This is a genomic window from Xanthomonas sp. NCPPB 1826 (assembly GCF_056725285.1).
This window is the reverse complement of sequence record NZ_CM161521.1, coordinates 1,667,740-1,681,269: the sequence shown is the minus strand read 5'-3', so window position 1 is coordinate 1,681,269 and position 13,530 is coordinate 1,667,740. Positions and strand designations below refer to the sequence as shown.

At 66.2% G+C, this 13,530-nt stretch carries 15 protein-coding genes; 11 read left to right on the top strand and 4 right to left on the bottom strand.

Translation table 11 applies throughout. The annotated features are described in order from the left end of the window. Positions 1–4: 4 nt before the first annotated feature. From mmuM to AC1PLA_RS07270, 4 genes are all read right to left on the bottom strand, one after another. Positions 5–967, bottom strand: coding sequence for a homocysteine S-methyltransferase (mmuM, locus tag AC1PLA_RS07285; protein WP_481105875.1), 963 nt, complete (start codon positions 965–967; stop codon positions 5–7). Beyond that, a complete protein-coding gene (mmuP, locus tag AC1PLA_RS07280; RefSeq protein ID WP_481106173.1) occupies positions 964–2,361 on the bottom strand; it encodes an S-methylmethionine permease in 1,398 nt (465 codons plus the stop codon). Before mmuP ends, mmuM begins: the two co-directional genes overlap by 4 nt. A 548-nt stretch (positions 2,362–2,909) precedes the next feature. Further along, positions 2,910–3,335 carry a hypothetical protein gene (locus tag AC1PLA_RS07275; protein ID WP_039520257.1) on the bottom strand — a complete coding sequence of 142 codons (426 nt, stop codon included), beginning with the start codon at positions 3,333–3,335 and terminating at the stop codon, positions 2,910–2,912. A 56-nt stretch (positions 3,336–3,391) separates the two neighbouring features. Next, positions 3,392–4,072 carry a hypothetical protein gene (locus AC1PLA_RS07270; protein ID WP_104561585.1) on the bottom strand — a complete coding sequence of 227 codons (681 nt, stop codon included), beginning with the start codon at positions 4,070–4,072 and terminating at the stop codon, positions 3,392–3,394. Between the two features lie 629 nt (positions 4,073–4,701). Here AC1PLA_RS07270 and gloA2 point away from each other — a divergent pair. The 11 genes from gloA2 (at position 4,702) to AC1PLA_RS07215 (ending at position 13,362) form a co-directional block, all read left to right on the top strand. Beyond that, positions 4,702–5,091: an SMU1112c/YaeR family gloxylase I-like metalloprotein gene (gene gloA2 / locus AC1PLA_RS07265; protein WP_167707376.1), complete on the top strand. Its 390-nt coding sequence runs from the start codon at positions 4,702–4,704 to the stop codon at positions 5,089–5,091. A 205-nt stretch (positions 5,092–5,296) separates the two neighbouring features. Then, positions 5,297–5,842, top strand: coding sequence for a hypothetical protein (locus AC1PLA_RS07260; RefSeq protein WP_481105874.1), 546 nt, complete (start codon positions 5,297–5,299; stop codon positions 5,840–5,842). Beyond that, positions 5,832–6,395 carry a hypothetical protein gene (locus AC1PLA_RS07255; protein ID WP_481105873.1) on the top strand — a complete coding sequence of 188 codons (564 nt, stop codon included), beginning with the start codon at positions 5,832–5,834 and terminating at the stop codon, positions 6,393–6,395. The genes AC1PLA_RS07260 and AC1PLA_RS07255 overlap by 11 nt, the downstream gene beginning before the upstream one ends. 88 nt (positions 6,396–6,483) lie before the next feature. Beyond that, positions 6,484–6,933, top strand: a complete 450-nt coding sequence (locus AC1PLA_RS07250) for a DUF2147 domain-containing protein (protein ID WP_481105872.1) — start codon at positions 6,484–6,486, stop codon at positions 6,931–6,933. 234 nt (positions 6,934–7,167) lie between these two features. Beyond that, a complete protein-coding gene (metG, locus tag AC1PLA_RS07245) occupies positions 7,168–9,255 on the top strand; it encodes a methionine--tRNA ligase (protein WP_481105871.1) in 2,088 nt (695 codons plus the stop codon). A 184-nt stretch (positions 9,256–9,439) separates the two neighbouring features. Continuing rightward, positions 9,440–10,030: an HAD family hydrolase gene (locus AC1PLA_RS07240; RefSeq protein WP_039528307.1), complete on the top strand. Its 591-nt coding sequence runs from the start codon at positions 9,440–9,442 to the stop codon at positions 10,028–10,030. A gap of 1 nt (position 10,031) precedes the next feature. Next, positions 10,032–10,463, top strand: a complete 432-nt coding sequence (rnfB, locus tag AC1PLA_RS07235; RefSeq protein WP_051747452.1) for an Rnf electron transport complex subunit RnfB — start codon at positions 10,032–10,034, stop codon at positions 10,461–10,463. A 195-nt stretch (positions 10,464–10,658) separates the two neighbouring features. After that, complete coding sequence (locus AC1PLA_RS07230; protein WP_047128432.1) at positions 10,659–11,447, top strand: hypothetical protein; 789 nt, start codon at positions 10,659–10,661, stop codon at positions 11,445–11,447. 85 nt (positions 11,448–11,532) lie between these two features. Then, positions 11,533–11,901 carry a DUF4345 family protein gene (locus tag AC1PLA_RS07225; protein ID WP_024940530.1) on the top strand — a complete coding sequence of 123 codons (369 nt, stop codon included), beginning with the start codon at positions 11,533–11,535 and terminating at the stop codon, positions 11,899–11,901. Positions 11,902–11,959: 58 nt separating this feature from the next. After that, complete coding sequence (locus tag AC1PLA_RS07220) at positions 11,960–12,523, top strand: sigma-70 family RNA polymerase sigma factor (RefSeq protein ID WP_024940529.1); 564 nt, start codon at positions 11,960–11,962, stop codon at positions 12,521–12,523. Then, a complete protein-coding gene (locus tag AC1PLA_RS07215) occupies positions 12,520–13,362 on the top strand; it encodes an anti-sigma factor (RefSeq protein ID WP_181118747.1) in 843 nt (280 codons plus the stop codon). The genes AC1PLA_RS07220 and AC1PLA_RS07215 overlap by 4 nt, the downstream gene beginning before the upstream one ends. The last annotated feature ends 168 nt before the right edge of the window (positions 13,363–13,530 follow it).

Below are 13,530 nucleotides of genomic sequence, written 5' to 3'. Positions count from 1 at the left end.
CAGCTCAGCCCGCCACCCGCGCACGCGCCAGCGCGGCGATGTCGCGCGGTGTGGTGCGGCAGCAACCGCCGATCAGCCGCGCACCGGCCGCCAGCCACTGCGCATGCTGGTCGGCCAGGGTGCATGCGGTCGTGCTGCCGGCATGCCACTGTTTTGCGCCGGCATCGTAGTGCTCGCCGGAATTGGGGTACACCACCAGCGGCAGCGCCGTCAGCGCGGACAATGTCTGCAACGCGACGGTGACCTGGTCCAGCGCAATGCAGTTGATGCCCACCGCGATCACCTGCGCGCACGCATCCAGCGCGGGGATGACCTGCGCCAGCGCGGTGCCATCGCTCAAATGTGCCGCATCGCGCAGGGTGAACGAGAACCACGCATGCAGCTGCGGGAACTCCTCCAGCAGCAGGCGCAGCGCGACGATCTCGTTGGCCGACGGCAGCGTCTCGCAAGCCAGCACATCCACCCCCGCCTCGGCCAACGCGGCGATGCGCGGGCGATGGAAGTCCATCAGTTGCGCCAGCGGCAGGGCGTAGTCGCCGCGGTACTCCGAGCCATCGGCCAGGTAGGCGCCGTACGGCCCGACCGACCCGGCCACCCATAACGGCGCGTGCTGCGGTTGCGCCTGCAGATGATCGGCACGCGCCTGTGCGGCCAGGGCCACGCTGCGTGCGATCAACGCCTGCGATTGCGCCAGGTCTAGCCCGCGCGCGGCAAAGCCCAGCGGCGTGGCCTGGTAGCTGGCAGTGATGGCGCACTGCGCGCCGGCAGCGAAATAGTCGCGATGCACTTGGTAGATCAGCTCCGGCTGCTCCATCAGCACGCGCGCCGACCACAGCGCATCGTTGAGATCGCAGCCGCGCTGCTCCAGTTCGGTGGCGAGCGCGCCATCGAGCAGCACGTAGCCGCCCTGCTGCAGCGCCTGGCTGAAAGGCGCACCAGCGCGCGGCTGGCGCGGAAGAATCGTCATGCGGGTTGCCTCCTGCTCGTAAGCCATTGGGTGAGTGCGTAGGCGCCGTAGCACAGCGCCACAAACGGAATGCCGCACCACAGCGCAATGCGCTGCTGCGGATCGAATGCCAGGCCGATGCAGGCCAGCAGACAGAGTGCAAAGCCCAGCAGCGGCGTCCACGGATACCACGGTGCGCGATAGGCCAGGCTCTCTGGCGCGATGCCATCGCGCAGCAACTGGCGACGGAAACGATAGTGCGAAGCACAGATGCTCAGCCACACCACCACCACCGCAAAGCCGGACACCGCCGAAATCGCCACGAACACGGTATCGGCCGCATAGACGCCGGTGAGCAGCGCCAGCAGACCGCCCAGCATGCTCAGTATCAAGGCCGGCAACGGGATGCCGCGCCGGGTCAGGCCTGCGAGCCGCGCCGGCAGCGTGCCTTCGTTGGCCAGCGACCACAGCATGCGCGCGGCCGCATACAGGCCGGAATTGGCCGCCGACAGGATCGCCGTCAGGATCACCGCATTCAACAGATCGGCCGCATACGGGATGCCCAGCAACTCGAACGCGCGCACGAACGGGCTGGTGTCCACCGCCGCCTGCTCGGCCGGCAGCAACGCGGCCAGCACCAGCACGGTACCGACGAACAACAACACCAGCCGCACCAGCGTGGTACGGATTGCCAGCGGAATCGCACGCGCCGGCTGCGCGGTTTCGCCAGCGGCCACGCCGATCAACTCGGTGCCGGAAAAAGCGAAGTTCACTGCCACCATCGTCATCAGGATCGGCAGCGTGCCTTGCGCAAACCAGCCGTCGGCGCGCAGGTGGCGCAATCCGGGTGCTGGCGACCCATCGGCCAACGGCAGCACGCCGATCACCGCCGCGCCGCCAAGCACGATGAACAGCACGATCGTGATCACCTTGATCAGCGAGAACCAGAATTCGCCTTCGGCAAACCAGCGCGCCGACACCGTGTTCAGGCCGAAGATCAGCGCGCAGAACAGCAGGCACCACGGCCATGCCGGCGTGTGCGGGAACCAGTACTGCATGCAGAACGCCGCCGCAGTCAGGCTCGAGCCCAGCGCCACTGTCCAGGTGAGCCAGTACAACCATGCCACCACGTACCCGGTGGCCGGGCCGAGATAACGCGCGGCATACACATGAAAGGCGCCGGTCTGCGGCATCGCCACCGCCAGCTCGCCCAGGCACTGCATCACCAGATACATCACCAGCGCGCCGATCAGATAGGCGATCACCGTGCCAAGCGCGCCGGTGCTGGCGATGATGTAGCCAGTATTGAAGAACAGGCCGGTGCCGATCACGCCCCCCAGCGACAGCATCACCAGGTGGCGCACCTGCATGCTGCGCTGGAATTGCGGTATGGCGGTCGGCGACGATTCGGGCATGGGTGCAACTGATCGGGGGGAAGCTGCATCCTGCCACGCGCAGGCAGACGGGCACAGCCGTGTGCGGGCGAGCCGTGAGCCATGAGCTTTCGCTGGCTGACGGGCGGCGATGCTGCCGATTGGTTTCCGCAGGCCCTCGGCATGCCGCATCATCGCCATCCAGCTGCGCAAACATCTGCGCGCGGCCGGTCTGCCCACAAACCTGCCAATGCCACAGCACGGTGCATGCGATGACCTTGCTGCGCTCTGCATCGCGGGCACACGCCTGCCCTCTATGTGCGACGCGCCCTGACGTGCCGGGTCGAGCCGCACCTGCACGCGGGCATGCGCGCCGCTGTCTTCGTCGTCGATGACCACGCCGCCGACCTTGGGATGCTGCACGTTGGCGCCGAGCGTGATCGCCGGCGCCTCGATCATGCCGTGCCGCAGGCTGCGCGGCGCGCCCGGCGAAGCGCTGCGCGAGACCTGCACCTTCGGCCGCACGTCGTGCAGCAGTTCGCGCGAGATCTCGCGCAGGAAGCGCGAGGGCAGGACGTTCGCCGTGCCAGTCAGGGATCGAGCCGGCAATAGGCGCCCGGTGTATAGCCGAAGCTCTCGCTCATCGCGTTGCGAAACTCGGCGAACGTGAAGTCGGTCGCCACCCGCATCAATACGCCGGCATAGGCACCGCCGGTTCTGCCGCCGCTGCCGGTGCCCCACTGCACCTGCCAGGTCGCGTAGGTGTTACCGTCGTGGGTCTGGGCGCGCTGCAGGTCCACACGCAGGCCTTTGACCTCTTCCATGTCCGCAATCACGCCTTCGCTGTTGGCGTAGTTGGCGGGGACTTGGATCACGGTAGCGTCGTTGACCTCGCTGCGGCGGATGCCGACATGGTTGGCGATCTTCGCCGCCAGGTAGTCGTCGAGCACATGCTTGCGGATCTTGGTGGTGGCACTGCTGAACGTGCCGGTGCCGTTGTTGGTATAGGTGGTCATGGAGACAGTCCTCTTTTGTTGGGTGGATGCGCGGATGGACGACGGCGCCGGGCCGGTCAGAGCTGGTGCAGGCGTTCGATGAACCCGGCGCGGTCCTCGATGCGCTGGTCGGTGGCGATCAGCGGCCTGTCCTGCCAGGTCGCCTTGCCGACGCGGACGAGGGTTGCCTGGGCATCGGTGAGATCGCCGGCCTTAACCCCCACGCTCTCGGTCAACTGCGCATAGCGGATCAGCAACCGGTCACGTGCGATGTAGACCACCTGGCTGGACGTTGCCGTGTGCATATTGATCTCGATCTGCTCCACCAGCGCCGGCAACCGGTGCGATGTCAGCAGTTCGAGGCGATTGACGCCGCAGATGCACGACCAGCCGGCAAACATGCCGTCCTCGGTGAGCAGGGGAGCAAATTGCGGCAGCCAAGCCAGCGAAAAGCAGCTATCGACGATCAGCGCCGGCGTGCGGATGCCGATGGTGACCAGATCCTCGATGAAACTCGTGACCTCTTCGACACCTTTGCAGTCGTTTAACTGGATCGGTGCGCCTTGGTTGTCGACATCGCCGTGGCCGCCGCCGATCCACAGCGTGTCGTAATGCAACTGCGGCGTGCCCTGCTCGGTGCGCGGCAAAGCTGCGACGATCGCGTCGCGATCAGGCAGCGTGCCGGCCGTGTGCCGGATCACATGCACGCCCTGGGGGATGGATTTGAGATGCTGCGGCTGGAACGCAAGAATGGACATGGGCAGACTCGGTTGGCATGGAAGGACGATGCCCCGGCGGCGTCATGCAAATGCGCACCGGTACGACATCGGTGTCCAGCATCGGTTGCGTCGACAGTGCAGCCCATCGGCAAACCCCTGAGATCGGCCTGCCACGCGGAGGATGTCGGCGGAGAGCACCACGATGCGCTTCCGCATTCCCGGCCAGGAATCGCGCATGCGGCGCTACATGTCCGTGCAGGGGCGTTGGCGGATCAGCCGTGCTGTGGTCCTCGATGTGCACGCGCGGAGCGCTGCGTCACGCGCATTACATCGCTGCCGCACGATGTCGATCAGCCATCCTGCAACACGTGCGCAGACGAGCACAGCCGTATGCCAGGGCCCGCGGCTAACTATCGGGCGGTTATGCTGCCGATTGGTTTCTGCTGGTCCTCTGACATGCCGCACCATTACCTTTCATCTGCGCAAACATCCGCGCACTGCCTGCTTGCTCGGGGCTTGCCCACAAATCTGCCAATGCCGCAGCACCTTGCATGCGATGACGTTGCTGCGTCATGCATCGCGGGCACGCGCCCGCCATCTGCATGCGAGGCGCCGCCGAGCGTGCCGGTAATGCCCGGCTGGTCGACGTCAATGCGTTGGAGCGCGGCATGAAGCTCGCCGGCATCCACCATGTGGCGATCATCGCTGGCGACTACGCGGTGTCCAAACGGTTCTACTGCGACATCCTGGGCCTGCGGGTGCTCGATGAGCATTACCGGCAGGCGCGCGATTCCTGGAAGCTGGACCTGGCACTGCCCGATGGCGGCCAGATCGAGCTGTTCTCGTTTCCCGCCGCACCGCTGCGCCCCAGCCGCCCGGAAGCACGCGGCCTGCGCCATCTTGCCTTCCGCGTCGAGGATCTGGACGCGGCCGTGGCGCATCTCACTGCGCATGGCGTGGTCACCGAAGACATCCGCATCGACGAGTACACCGGCCGCCGCTTCACCTTCTTCGCCGACCCGGATGACCTGCCGCTGGAGTTGTACGAGATTGCCTAGCGCGTATGCCTGGCTGTCACCGCCGCTGCGGTAGAGAGTCTTGCCCGTCAAGAGAGGGCAAACCTTCGCCTCGCGCGGTGTCGATCGTGCGACTCAAGCGCAAAGTAGCCCAGCCGCTATCGACAGAGCGGCGTCATGTCGCCGCAGCGTCGTCGCAGGCATGGATGCGGCACGGGCCAACAAACGCCATGTCGGAATTGCACGCATGTATCACTTCATCCTGCGCATCGTTGTCGCTGTAGCGATCATTCTTGCCGGCTGCGGCTTTCTTTTCCCAAAGCGGTATGTCGCGCCGAAACCTGGTGAGCCCCTCGCCACCTTGACGCTTGCCAAGCCCACCAAGCCCAGCCCGATCCCTATCGAGCCAGTCCAGTACTTCGATGTCTTCGAAGATGCCAGTTGTGCAAAGGGCGGACGTGGCGGATTTCTAGGCACGCTGACTGCTCCGGTCAAGGGCGTCCTTGGCAAATTGAGTAACAATCAGCCTCGGGAGGAGTATTCGGTTGTCCCCGACAAGCAGCTCTTTTTGCGCGCACGAATGGTGCAAACGCTCGACTCACGCCGTCGAAGCCTGACCACCAACAACTGTACCAATCTTGTGTCATTCACGCCGATGACTGGGGAGCACTACATCGCCAGCCAACTCTACGAGAACGACCGCTGTCGGCTGATCGTCACCGATGCGAAGACCGGCGCTGCCCCGGCGGATCTGGAATTTGTTCCGATGTCAGGAGAGTGCCATGAGAACTGAACGTGTCCTTTTGGCAGCAATGATGGTGCTCCTGGCCGGCTGTGGGGCAACACGCAGCGCAGCGCTTTCCTTGTCGACGTTCGATGAGCCAAGCGATGGGCTGCGTGCACGTATTCGCCTGGTCACCGAGCGACCCGCACCCATGCTTTATCCAAACCGCACCTGCGTCGGCGGAACGAGCCGGGATGCCGGCATTGCACCAAGCTCGCGGCCAGGTCCGTTCGGCACGGGCGCGGGGCAAAAAATCGGCATTCCCCCCGTTGCCGTCAGCGGAGGACGATACGTCACTGAAACACATGTCAGGTCAGGCGAACCGATCACCCTGTCGCTGTCGGCAGGGGGCTGCACGGACAACCGCTGCGTGTTGAACACGCCGCTATGCACCGTGAGTCGCAGCTTTGTCCCGGAAACGGGTCAGGACTATGTGGCGACCATTCTGTCGCGTGGGCCGGAATGTGAGGTGGAAATTTCTCGCATCGTCAACCAGCACGGGCGAACGCGCCTCATGGCGGAGCAGACGGCATCAGCATCCCGTTGTCCTTCCTCAAACTGAACGCCCTGTCTTTCCGCCACCATACTCCACGGTATACATTCCGGTCAGGCCGTCGACGGCGGCCATAGCAATCCCTGGGAGGGGACACATGCGCAAGACCTTCAAGACCCTGGTGCTGGCCCTGCCGCTGGCCGCCGCCTCGCTGCTGGCCCAGGCCGCCGATTCGCCGGTGGGCCGCTGGAAGACCATCGACGACGAGACCGGCAAGCCCAAGTCGGTGGTGCAGATCGAACAGCTCGGCAACGGCACGCTGAGCGGCAAGGTGGTCGACATCCTGCAGTCCAACCACGGGCCCAACCCGACCTGCGACAAGTGCGATGGCGCGCTCAAGGGCAAGCCGATCAAGGGCATGACCATCCTGTGGGGCCTCAAGCCGGACGGCACCGCGGTGTGGAGCGGCGGCTCGGTGCTCGACCCGGCCAAGGGCAAGACCTACAAGGCCAAGGTCACCCTGACCGATGGCGGCAAGAAGCTGCAGATGCGCGGCTATGTGGGCATCGAGGCGTTGGGCCGGACCCAGACCTGGATTCGCGAATAGGCCGGGAATCGGGAATCGGGATTGGGGAATCGGTAAGAGCAGGCGCCCGTGAGGGCGCCTTTTTTGTGCGCTTCCATCCTGACGCTACATGCGCGGCCAAACACCTGCGCGCCTCGACAACACGGCCGCATGACCCTGCTTTGACCGATTCCCCAATCCTGATTCCCGATTCCCAGCCCCAATCCCGGCTCTCGACTAATGCGATAATCGGCTGTCCCCCGCATTACGCCTGCCATGACCCGCACCGCACTCGTCACCACCGCCCTGCCCTACGCAAACGGGCCGCTGCATCTTGGCCATCTGGTCGGCTACATCCAGGCCGACATCTGGGTGCGCGCGCGCCGGCTGCGCGGCGACAAGACCTGGTTCGTCTGCGCCGACGACACCCATGGCACGCCGATCATGCTCGCCGCCGAAAAGGCCGGGGTCACCCCGGAAGCCTTCATCGCCAACATCCAGGCCAGCCATGAGCGCGATTTCGCCGCGTTCGGGGTGACCTTCGATCATTACGATTCGACCAATTCACCGGTCAATCGCGAGCTCACCGAGGCGTTCTACACCAGGCTGGAGGCCGCCGGTCACATCAGCCGTCGCTCGGTGGCGCAGTTCTACGACCCGGCCAAGGGCATGTTCCTGCCGGATCGCTACATCAAGGGCATCTGCCCCAACTGCGGCAGCGCTGACCAGTACGGCGACAACTGCGAGGTCTGCGGCGCCACCTACGCGCCGACCGAGCTGAAGGAGCCCAAATCGGTGATCTCCGGCGCCACGCCCGAACTGCGCGACTCGGAGCATTTCTTCTTCGAAGTGGGCCATTTCGATGGCTTTTTGCGCGAGTGGCTGGCCGGCGATGTGGCGCTGCCCGGGGTCAAGGCCAAGCTCAAGGAATGGCTGGACACCGAAGGCGGCCTGCGCGCCTGGGACATCTCGCGCGATGCGCCGTATTTCGGCTTCCAGATTCCCGGCCAGCCGGGCAAGTATTTCTACGTGTGGCTGGACGCGCCGATCGGCTACCTGTGCAGCTTCAAGACCCTGTGCGCGCAGATGGGCGAAGACTTCGACGCGCATCTGGTGGCCGGCACGCAGACCGAGCTGCATCACTTCATCGGCAAGGACATCGTCAATTTCCACGGCCTGTTCTGGCCGGCGGTGCTGCACGGCACCGGCCATCGCGCGCCGACCCGGCTGCACGTCAACGGCTACCTCACCGTGGACGGCGCCAAGATGTCCAAGTCGCGCGGCACCTTCGTGATGGCGCGGACCTTCCTGGACGTGGGCCTGGAACCGGAGGCGCTGCGCTACTACTTCGCGGCCAAGTCTTCCGGCGGCGTGGACGACCTGGACCTCAACCTGGGCGATTTCATCGCGCGGGTGAATGCGGATCTGGTCGGCAAGTTCGTCAACCTGGCCAGCCGCTGCGCCGGCTTCATCGGCAAGCGCTTCGACGGCAAGCTGGCCGACGCCCTGCCCGACCCGGCGCAATACGACCGCTTCGTTGCCGCGCTGGCGCCAATCCGCGAGGCCTACGAGCGCAACGATGCGGCCAGCGCGATCCGCCAGACCATGGCGCTGGCCGACGAGGCCAACAAGTACATCGACGACACCAAGCCGTGGGTGATCGCCAAGCAGGACGGCGCCGATGCACAACTGCAATCGGTGTGCACGCAGGGCCTGAACCTGTTCCGGATCCTGGTGGCCGCGCTCAAGCCGATCCTGCCGCGCACCTGTGCCGAGGCCGAAGCCTTCCTGTCGGCACCGATGACCAGCTGGGAAGACGTCGTCCGCCCGCTGATCGCCCACGTGATCCAGCCCTACACCGCCCTGTTCACCCGTATCGACCCCAAACTGATCGACGCCATGACCGACGCTTCAAAAGACACCATGGCCGCACCTGCGGCACCCGCTGTCACTACCGCCAAGCCTGCCCCGTCCAAGGCCGAGACGACGCCGGCGGCCGCTGCCAATCCCCAATCCCCAACCGCCACTTCCAGCCTCATCGGCATCGACGATTTCGCCAAGCTCGACCTGCGTATCGGCAAAGTCCTGGTGTGCGAATTCGTGGAAGGCTCGGACAAGCTGCTGCGCTTCGAACTGGATGCCGGCGAACTGGGCAAGCGCCAGATCTTCTCGGGCATCCGGGCCAGCTATGGCGAACCGGAAGCGCTGGTCGGCCGCAGCGTGGTGTTCATCGCCAACCTGGCCCCGCGCAAGATGCGCTTCGGCATCAGCGAAGGGATGATCCTGTCGGCCGGCTTCGACGGCGGCGCGCTGGCACTGCTGGACGCCGATAGTGGTGCGCAGCCGGGGATGCCGGTGCGGTGAAGCGGGATTGGGGGGCGGGAATCGGGAATCGTAGAAGCTACAGCTGATTGTTGAGGAAGACCTGACACGCGTGCCTGGCCCGACCCCTCATCCGCCCCTAAGGGGCACCTTCTCCCGGTGGGAGAAGGTACAGACACCACGCTTCCAACCAATCCCCACTCCCAACTCCCCAATCCCCGCCCCCATGCACCTGGCCCTGTTCGACTTCGACCACACCATCACCACCTGCGATAGCTATGCGCGCTTCCTGCGCAAGGTGGCGACGCCTGCGCAGCTGGCGACGGCGAAGTGGCAGGCCGGTCCGTGGGTGTTCGGCTATCGGGTCGGGCTGGTCTCCGCACACGCATTGCGTGCGCGCGTCACGCGCCTGGTCTTCAGTGGTCGCTCGCTGGATGAGATGGCCGCCCATGGGGCTGACCATGCACGCAACGCATTGCCCGGAATGTTGCGCGCCGAGATGATGCGACGCATCGACTGGCATCAAGCACAGGGGCATGAGGTCGTGCTGGTGTCGGCATCGCTGGACCTGTATCTGCAGCCGTGGTGCGCCCAGCATGACCTGTCGTTGATCTGCAACAAGCTGGAACACCACGCCGGCGTGCTGAGCGGGCGCTATGCAGACGGCGATTGCGGCCCGCACAAGGCCGCGCAGATCCGCCTGCGCTACGACCTGTCGCACTACGAATGCGTCCACGCCTACGGCGACAGCCGCGAGGACAAGCCGATGCTGGCGCTGGCACAGCAGCGCTGGTATCGCGGCAATCTGCTGCACTGACATGCATATCGCAACGCCCGCCTCATCGCCCGATCTGGTCGAACGCCTCGACCGCCTGTTGCCGCAGACCCAATGCGGCCAGTGCGGCTATGACGGCTGCCGCCCGTATGCGCAAGCCATGGCCAACGGCCAGGCCGATGTCGATCACTGCCCGCCCGGCGGCGACGCCGGGGCGCGCGCGTTGGCGCACGTGCTGCAGCGTCCTGCACGCCCGTACGACCGCAGCCGTGGCAGCCACACGCCGCCGCAGGTGGCCTGGATCGTCGAGGCCGATTGCATCGGCTGCACCAAGTGCATCCAGGCCTGCCCGGTGGACGCCATCGTCGGCGGCGCCAAGCACATGCATACGGTGATCGCCGCGCTGTGCACCGGTTGCGAGCTGTGCCTGCCGGCCTGCCCGGTGGACTGCATCGCGCTGCACCCAGGCGGCTGAAACGCTGGCGAGTCGGCGTGCAGCATCCGACACAGCGCTGGCCAGCGTTGCGCGTATCGCACCGCGACGCCATCCCTGACCAACGGCACCGGCCGCCAACGACGCCCTGTTTGTCGGGAACGTCCTGACGCATCCGGCGCATCCGTGCTGCGGATGCGCTCGTATTGGTAGGCACTCCCATCGAGGAATCCGCCGATGCGCCCACTCGCCGCCGCCCTTGCCGCGCTCGCCACCGTCTGCCGGCCGATTCCGCCGTTGTTGCTGCTGGTGCTGGGCGGCCTGCCGCTGAGTGCGGCTGCGGTCACCCGCGTGGATGGCGATGCCTTCGATGGTGACAGCGGCGCGCTGCGCTATCGCGAGTCGCACTGGCTGCTCGACGATGGCGGGCGCGTGGTGCTGTATCGCTGCCCGGATGGGCGCCCGTTCGCGCGCAAGCAGGTCGATGGCGGCGGCAGTTCGCCCGACTTCAGCCTGATCGACGGCCGCGATGGCTATCGCCAGGGCGTGCGGCAACGCAACGGCGTGCGCGAGATGTTCCAGCAGGAGCCCGGCAAGGCCGAGCAGCGCACCCCACTGCCGGCCGACGACGGCCCACGCGTGATCGATGCCGGCTTCGATGCCTACCTGCGCAGCAACTGGGACGCGCTCGCCAGCGCGCCGCAACGCGTGGACTTCGTGCTGCCCAGCCTGCAACGCCAGCTGGCGTTCCGTGTCGAGCGTATCGGCGATACCGGCGGCGAGCGGCGGTTTCGCTTGAGCCTGGATGCCTGGTACGGCGCGGCCGTGCCCTCGCTCGAAGTGCGTTATGCCATCGCCGACAAGCGCCTGCTGCAGTTCCGTGGCGTGGGCAACCTGCGCGACGCGCGTGGCCGCTATCCACACGTACGCATCGTTTTTCCGGACACCGCTGCGCGTGCCGTCGGCGCCGATGAACTGCGCCAGGCGCGCGAGCAACCGCTGGCCAAGAGCTGCAGCGCCCCGTGAACCAGACACCTGCCATCTTCACGTTCGACCACACGCGGTTGCGTACAACGGCCCGGTCACTTCTTCCCCATACAGGACCATCGCCATGGCCAAGGCCTACCTCTGGATCAACGCAGTGCTCTACGTCGTCCTGGCGATCTGGTGCACGCTCTCGCCGGCCAAGACCGCCAATGCCGTGGGTTACACCCAGCTCTCGCCGGCCGGCCAATCGGAATACCTGGTCATCTATGGCGGCCTGCAGCTGGGCATGGCGTTCCTGTTCGGCTATTTCGCCTGGATCGATCAACCGCGCACCGGCCTGCTGGTCGCACTCGCGTTCTACGTGCCGATCGTGCTGTTCCGCAGCGTCTCGCTGGCGCGCCTGTGGCCGGTCTCCGCACCCACGGTGGCATTGGCGGGCGTCGAGATCCTGCTGCTGCTCGCGGCAGTGCTGCTGTGGTTTCAGCGCAAGTGAAGGACAGCGTCAGCACAGTCCGGTAGCATCGCCCCCACCTCAAAAAACGCCCGACCGCATGAGTGCCATCCCTGGCCACGACGACGATGAAACCGGACGACTGCTGACCGCAACCGCGGGCGGCGACCGGCATGCCTTCGAAGCGCTGTACCGGCAGACCTCGCCGAAACTGTTCGGGGTCTGCCTGCGCATGATCCCGCAACGTGCCGAAGCCGAAGAGGTGCTGCAGGACGTGTTCACGCTGATCTGGCACAAGGCCGGGCAGTTCGATCCCGCCCGTGCACGCGGGCTCACCTGGCTGGCGATGATCGCGCGCAACAAGGCCATCGACCATCTGCGCGCCAATGCACCGCAACGCCGCAATGTGGCGCTGGACGATGCCGGTGAACTGCGCGCCGGCGATGCCTCGCCGCTGGAGCGCACCGAGCGCGCCAGCACGCGTCGCCGCATCGACCATTGCCTGGCCGAGCTGGAGCCGCCGCGCAGCGAATTGATCCGCACCGCGTTCTTCGACGGCATCACCTACGAAGAACTCGCCGCGCGCACCGACACACCGATCGGCACGGTCAAGAGCTGGATCCGCCGCGGCCTGGCCAAACTCAAGGCATGTCTGGAACGATGAGCACGCCCTTTCCCATCGACCAGGAACCGCCGCGCGACGTGCTGGCCGGCGAATACGTGCTGGGCCTGCTCAGCGCCGACCAGCGCCTGGCTGCCGAACAACGCGTCGCCACCGACGGCCAGTTCGCCCAGGCGGTGACGCAGTGGCAGGAACATCTGGCGCCGCTGCTGGACGAGATCGCCGCGGTGACGCCGCCCGGCCAGGTCTGGGCACGCATCCGCCAGACGCTGGGCTTCGATACGCCGTTGCATGCGGTAGCCTCCGCGCCATCGGCAACGCCGCCGGCAGGCACGCCAAAGCCAGCGGTGTGGAACAGCGTGCGGTTCTGGCGCTGGGCAAGCGCCGGTGGCCTGGCCACTGCCGCGGTCTGCGTGCTGGCGCTGTTGAACCTGCGCACGCCGCCGGCAGCGGTGCAGCCGCCGCCGGGCACCGGCACGGTGGTACAGACACCGGTGACGCCGCCTGCAACCACCACCGCGCCGGCGACCGGTATCGCGATGACTTCCACGCTGGCCACCGAAGACGGCCGCCCGGGCTATGTCGCCTTGATGGATGCCGATAAGCACACCATCACGGTGACGCCGCTGGACCGCACCGCCACCGCCGACAAGGTGCCCGAGCTGTGGCTGATCACCCCGGACGGCAAGGCCCATTCGATGGGTACCTTCGACGACCAGCGGGCACGCCGCGCGCAGATTCCCGATCAGCTGATGCCCATGCTCAGCAACGAGGCCATTCTGGCCGTCACGCTGGAGCCGCCAGGCGGCGCACCGGGCGGCATTGCCACCGGGACCGTGGTGGCCAAGGGCGGCATCAGCACACTGGCAATGGCGCCCTGATCCGGCGCGCCTGACGCCGCCTGCGACCACCTCGCAGGCGGTGGCTTCCAAGCAACAGCCTCATCCGCCTCCACCCTGGCTTGCGCCGTTGAATGTGTGCGCAATTGCGCGATTCGTTCGCACCGGCACGCCAAGTGCGCGCACGCATGCGACGATCAAACGGGCTGG

Coding starts and splice junctions, on each gene's coding strand:
- AC1PLA_RS07255 (WP_481105873.1), top strand. CDS start 5,832: ATGAGAACTGAACGTGTCCTTTTGGCAGCAATGATGGTGCTCCTGGCC.
- AC1PLA_RS07225 (WP_024940530.1), top strand. CDS start 11,533: ATGGCCAAGGCCTACCTCTGGATCAACGCAGTGCTCTACGTCGTCCTG.
- AC1PLA_RS07215 (WP_181118747.1), top strand. CDS start 12,520: ATGAGCACGCCCTTTCCCATCGACCAGGAACCGCCGCGCGACGTGCTG.
- AC1PLA_RS07270 (WP_104561585.1), bottom strand. CDS start 4,072: ATGTCCATTCTTGCGTTCCAGCCGCAGCATCTCAAATCCATCCCCCAG.
- metG (WP_481105871.1), top strand. CDS start 7,168: ATGACCCGCACCGCACTCGTCACCACCGCCCTGCCCTACGCAAACGGG.
- AC1PLA_RS07230 (WP_047128432.1), top strand. CDS start 10,659: ATGCGCCCACTCGCCGCCGCCCTTGCCGCGCTCGCCACCGTCTGCCGG.
- rnfB (WP_051747452.1), top strand. CDS start 10,032: ATGCATATCGCAACGCCCGCCTCATCGCCCGATCTGGTCGAACGCCTC.
- AC1PLA_RS07250 (WP_481105872.1), top strand. CDS start 6,484: ATGCGCAAGACCTTCAAGACCCTGGTGCTGGCCCTGCCGCTGGCCGCC.
- mmuM (WP_481105875.1), bottom strand. CDS start 967: ATGACGATTCTTCCGCGCCAGCCGCGCGCTGGTGCGCCTTTCAGCCAG.
- AC1PLA_RS07275 (WP_039520257.1), bottom strand. CDS start 3,335: ATGACCACCTATACCAACAACGGCACCGGCACGTTCAGCAGTGCCACC.
- AC1PLA_RS07260 (WP_481105874.1), top strand. CDS start 5,297: ATGTATCACTTCATCCTGCGCATCGTTGTCGCTGTAGCGATCATTCTT.
- AC1PLA_RS07220 (WP_024940529.1), top strand. CDS start 11,960: ATGAGTGCCATCCCTGGCCACGACGACGATGAAACCGGACGACTGCTG.
- mmuP (WP_481106173.1), bottom strand. CDS start 2,361: ATGCCCGAATCGTCGCCGACCGCCATACCGCAATTCCAGCGCAGCATG.
- AC1PLA_RS07240 (WP_039528307.1), top strand. CDS start 9,440: ATGCACCTGGCCCTGTTCGACTTCGACCACACCATCACCACCTGCGAT.
- gloA2 (WP_167707376.1), top strand. CDS start 4,702: ATGAAGCTCGCCGGCATCCACCATGTGGCGATCATCGCTGGCGACTAC.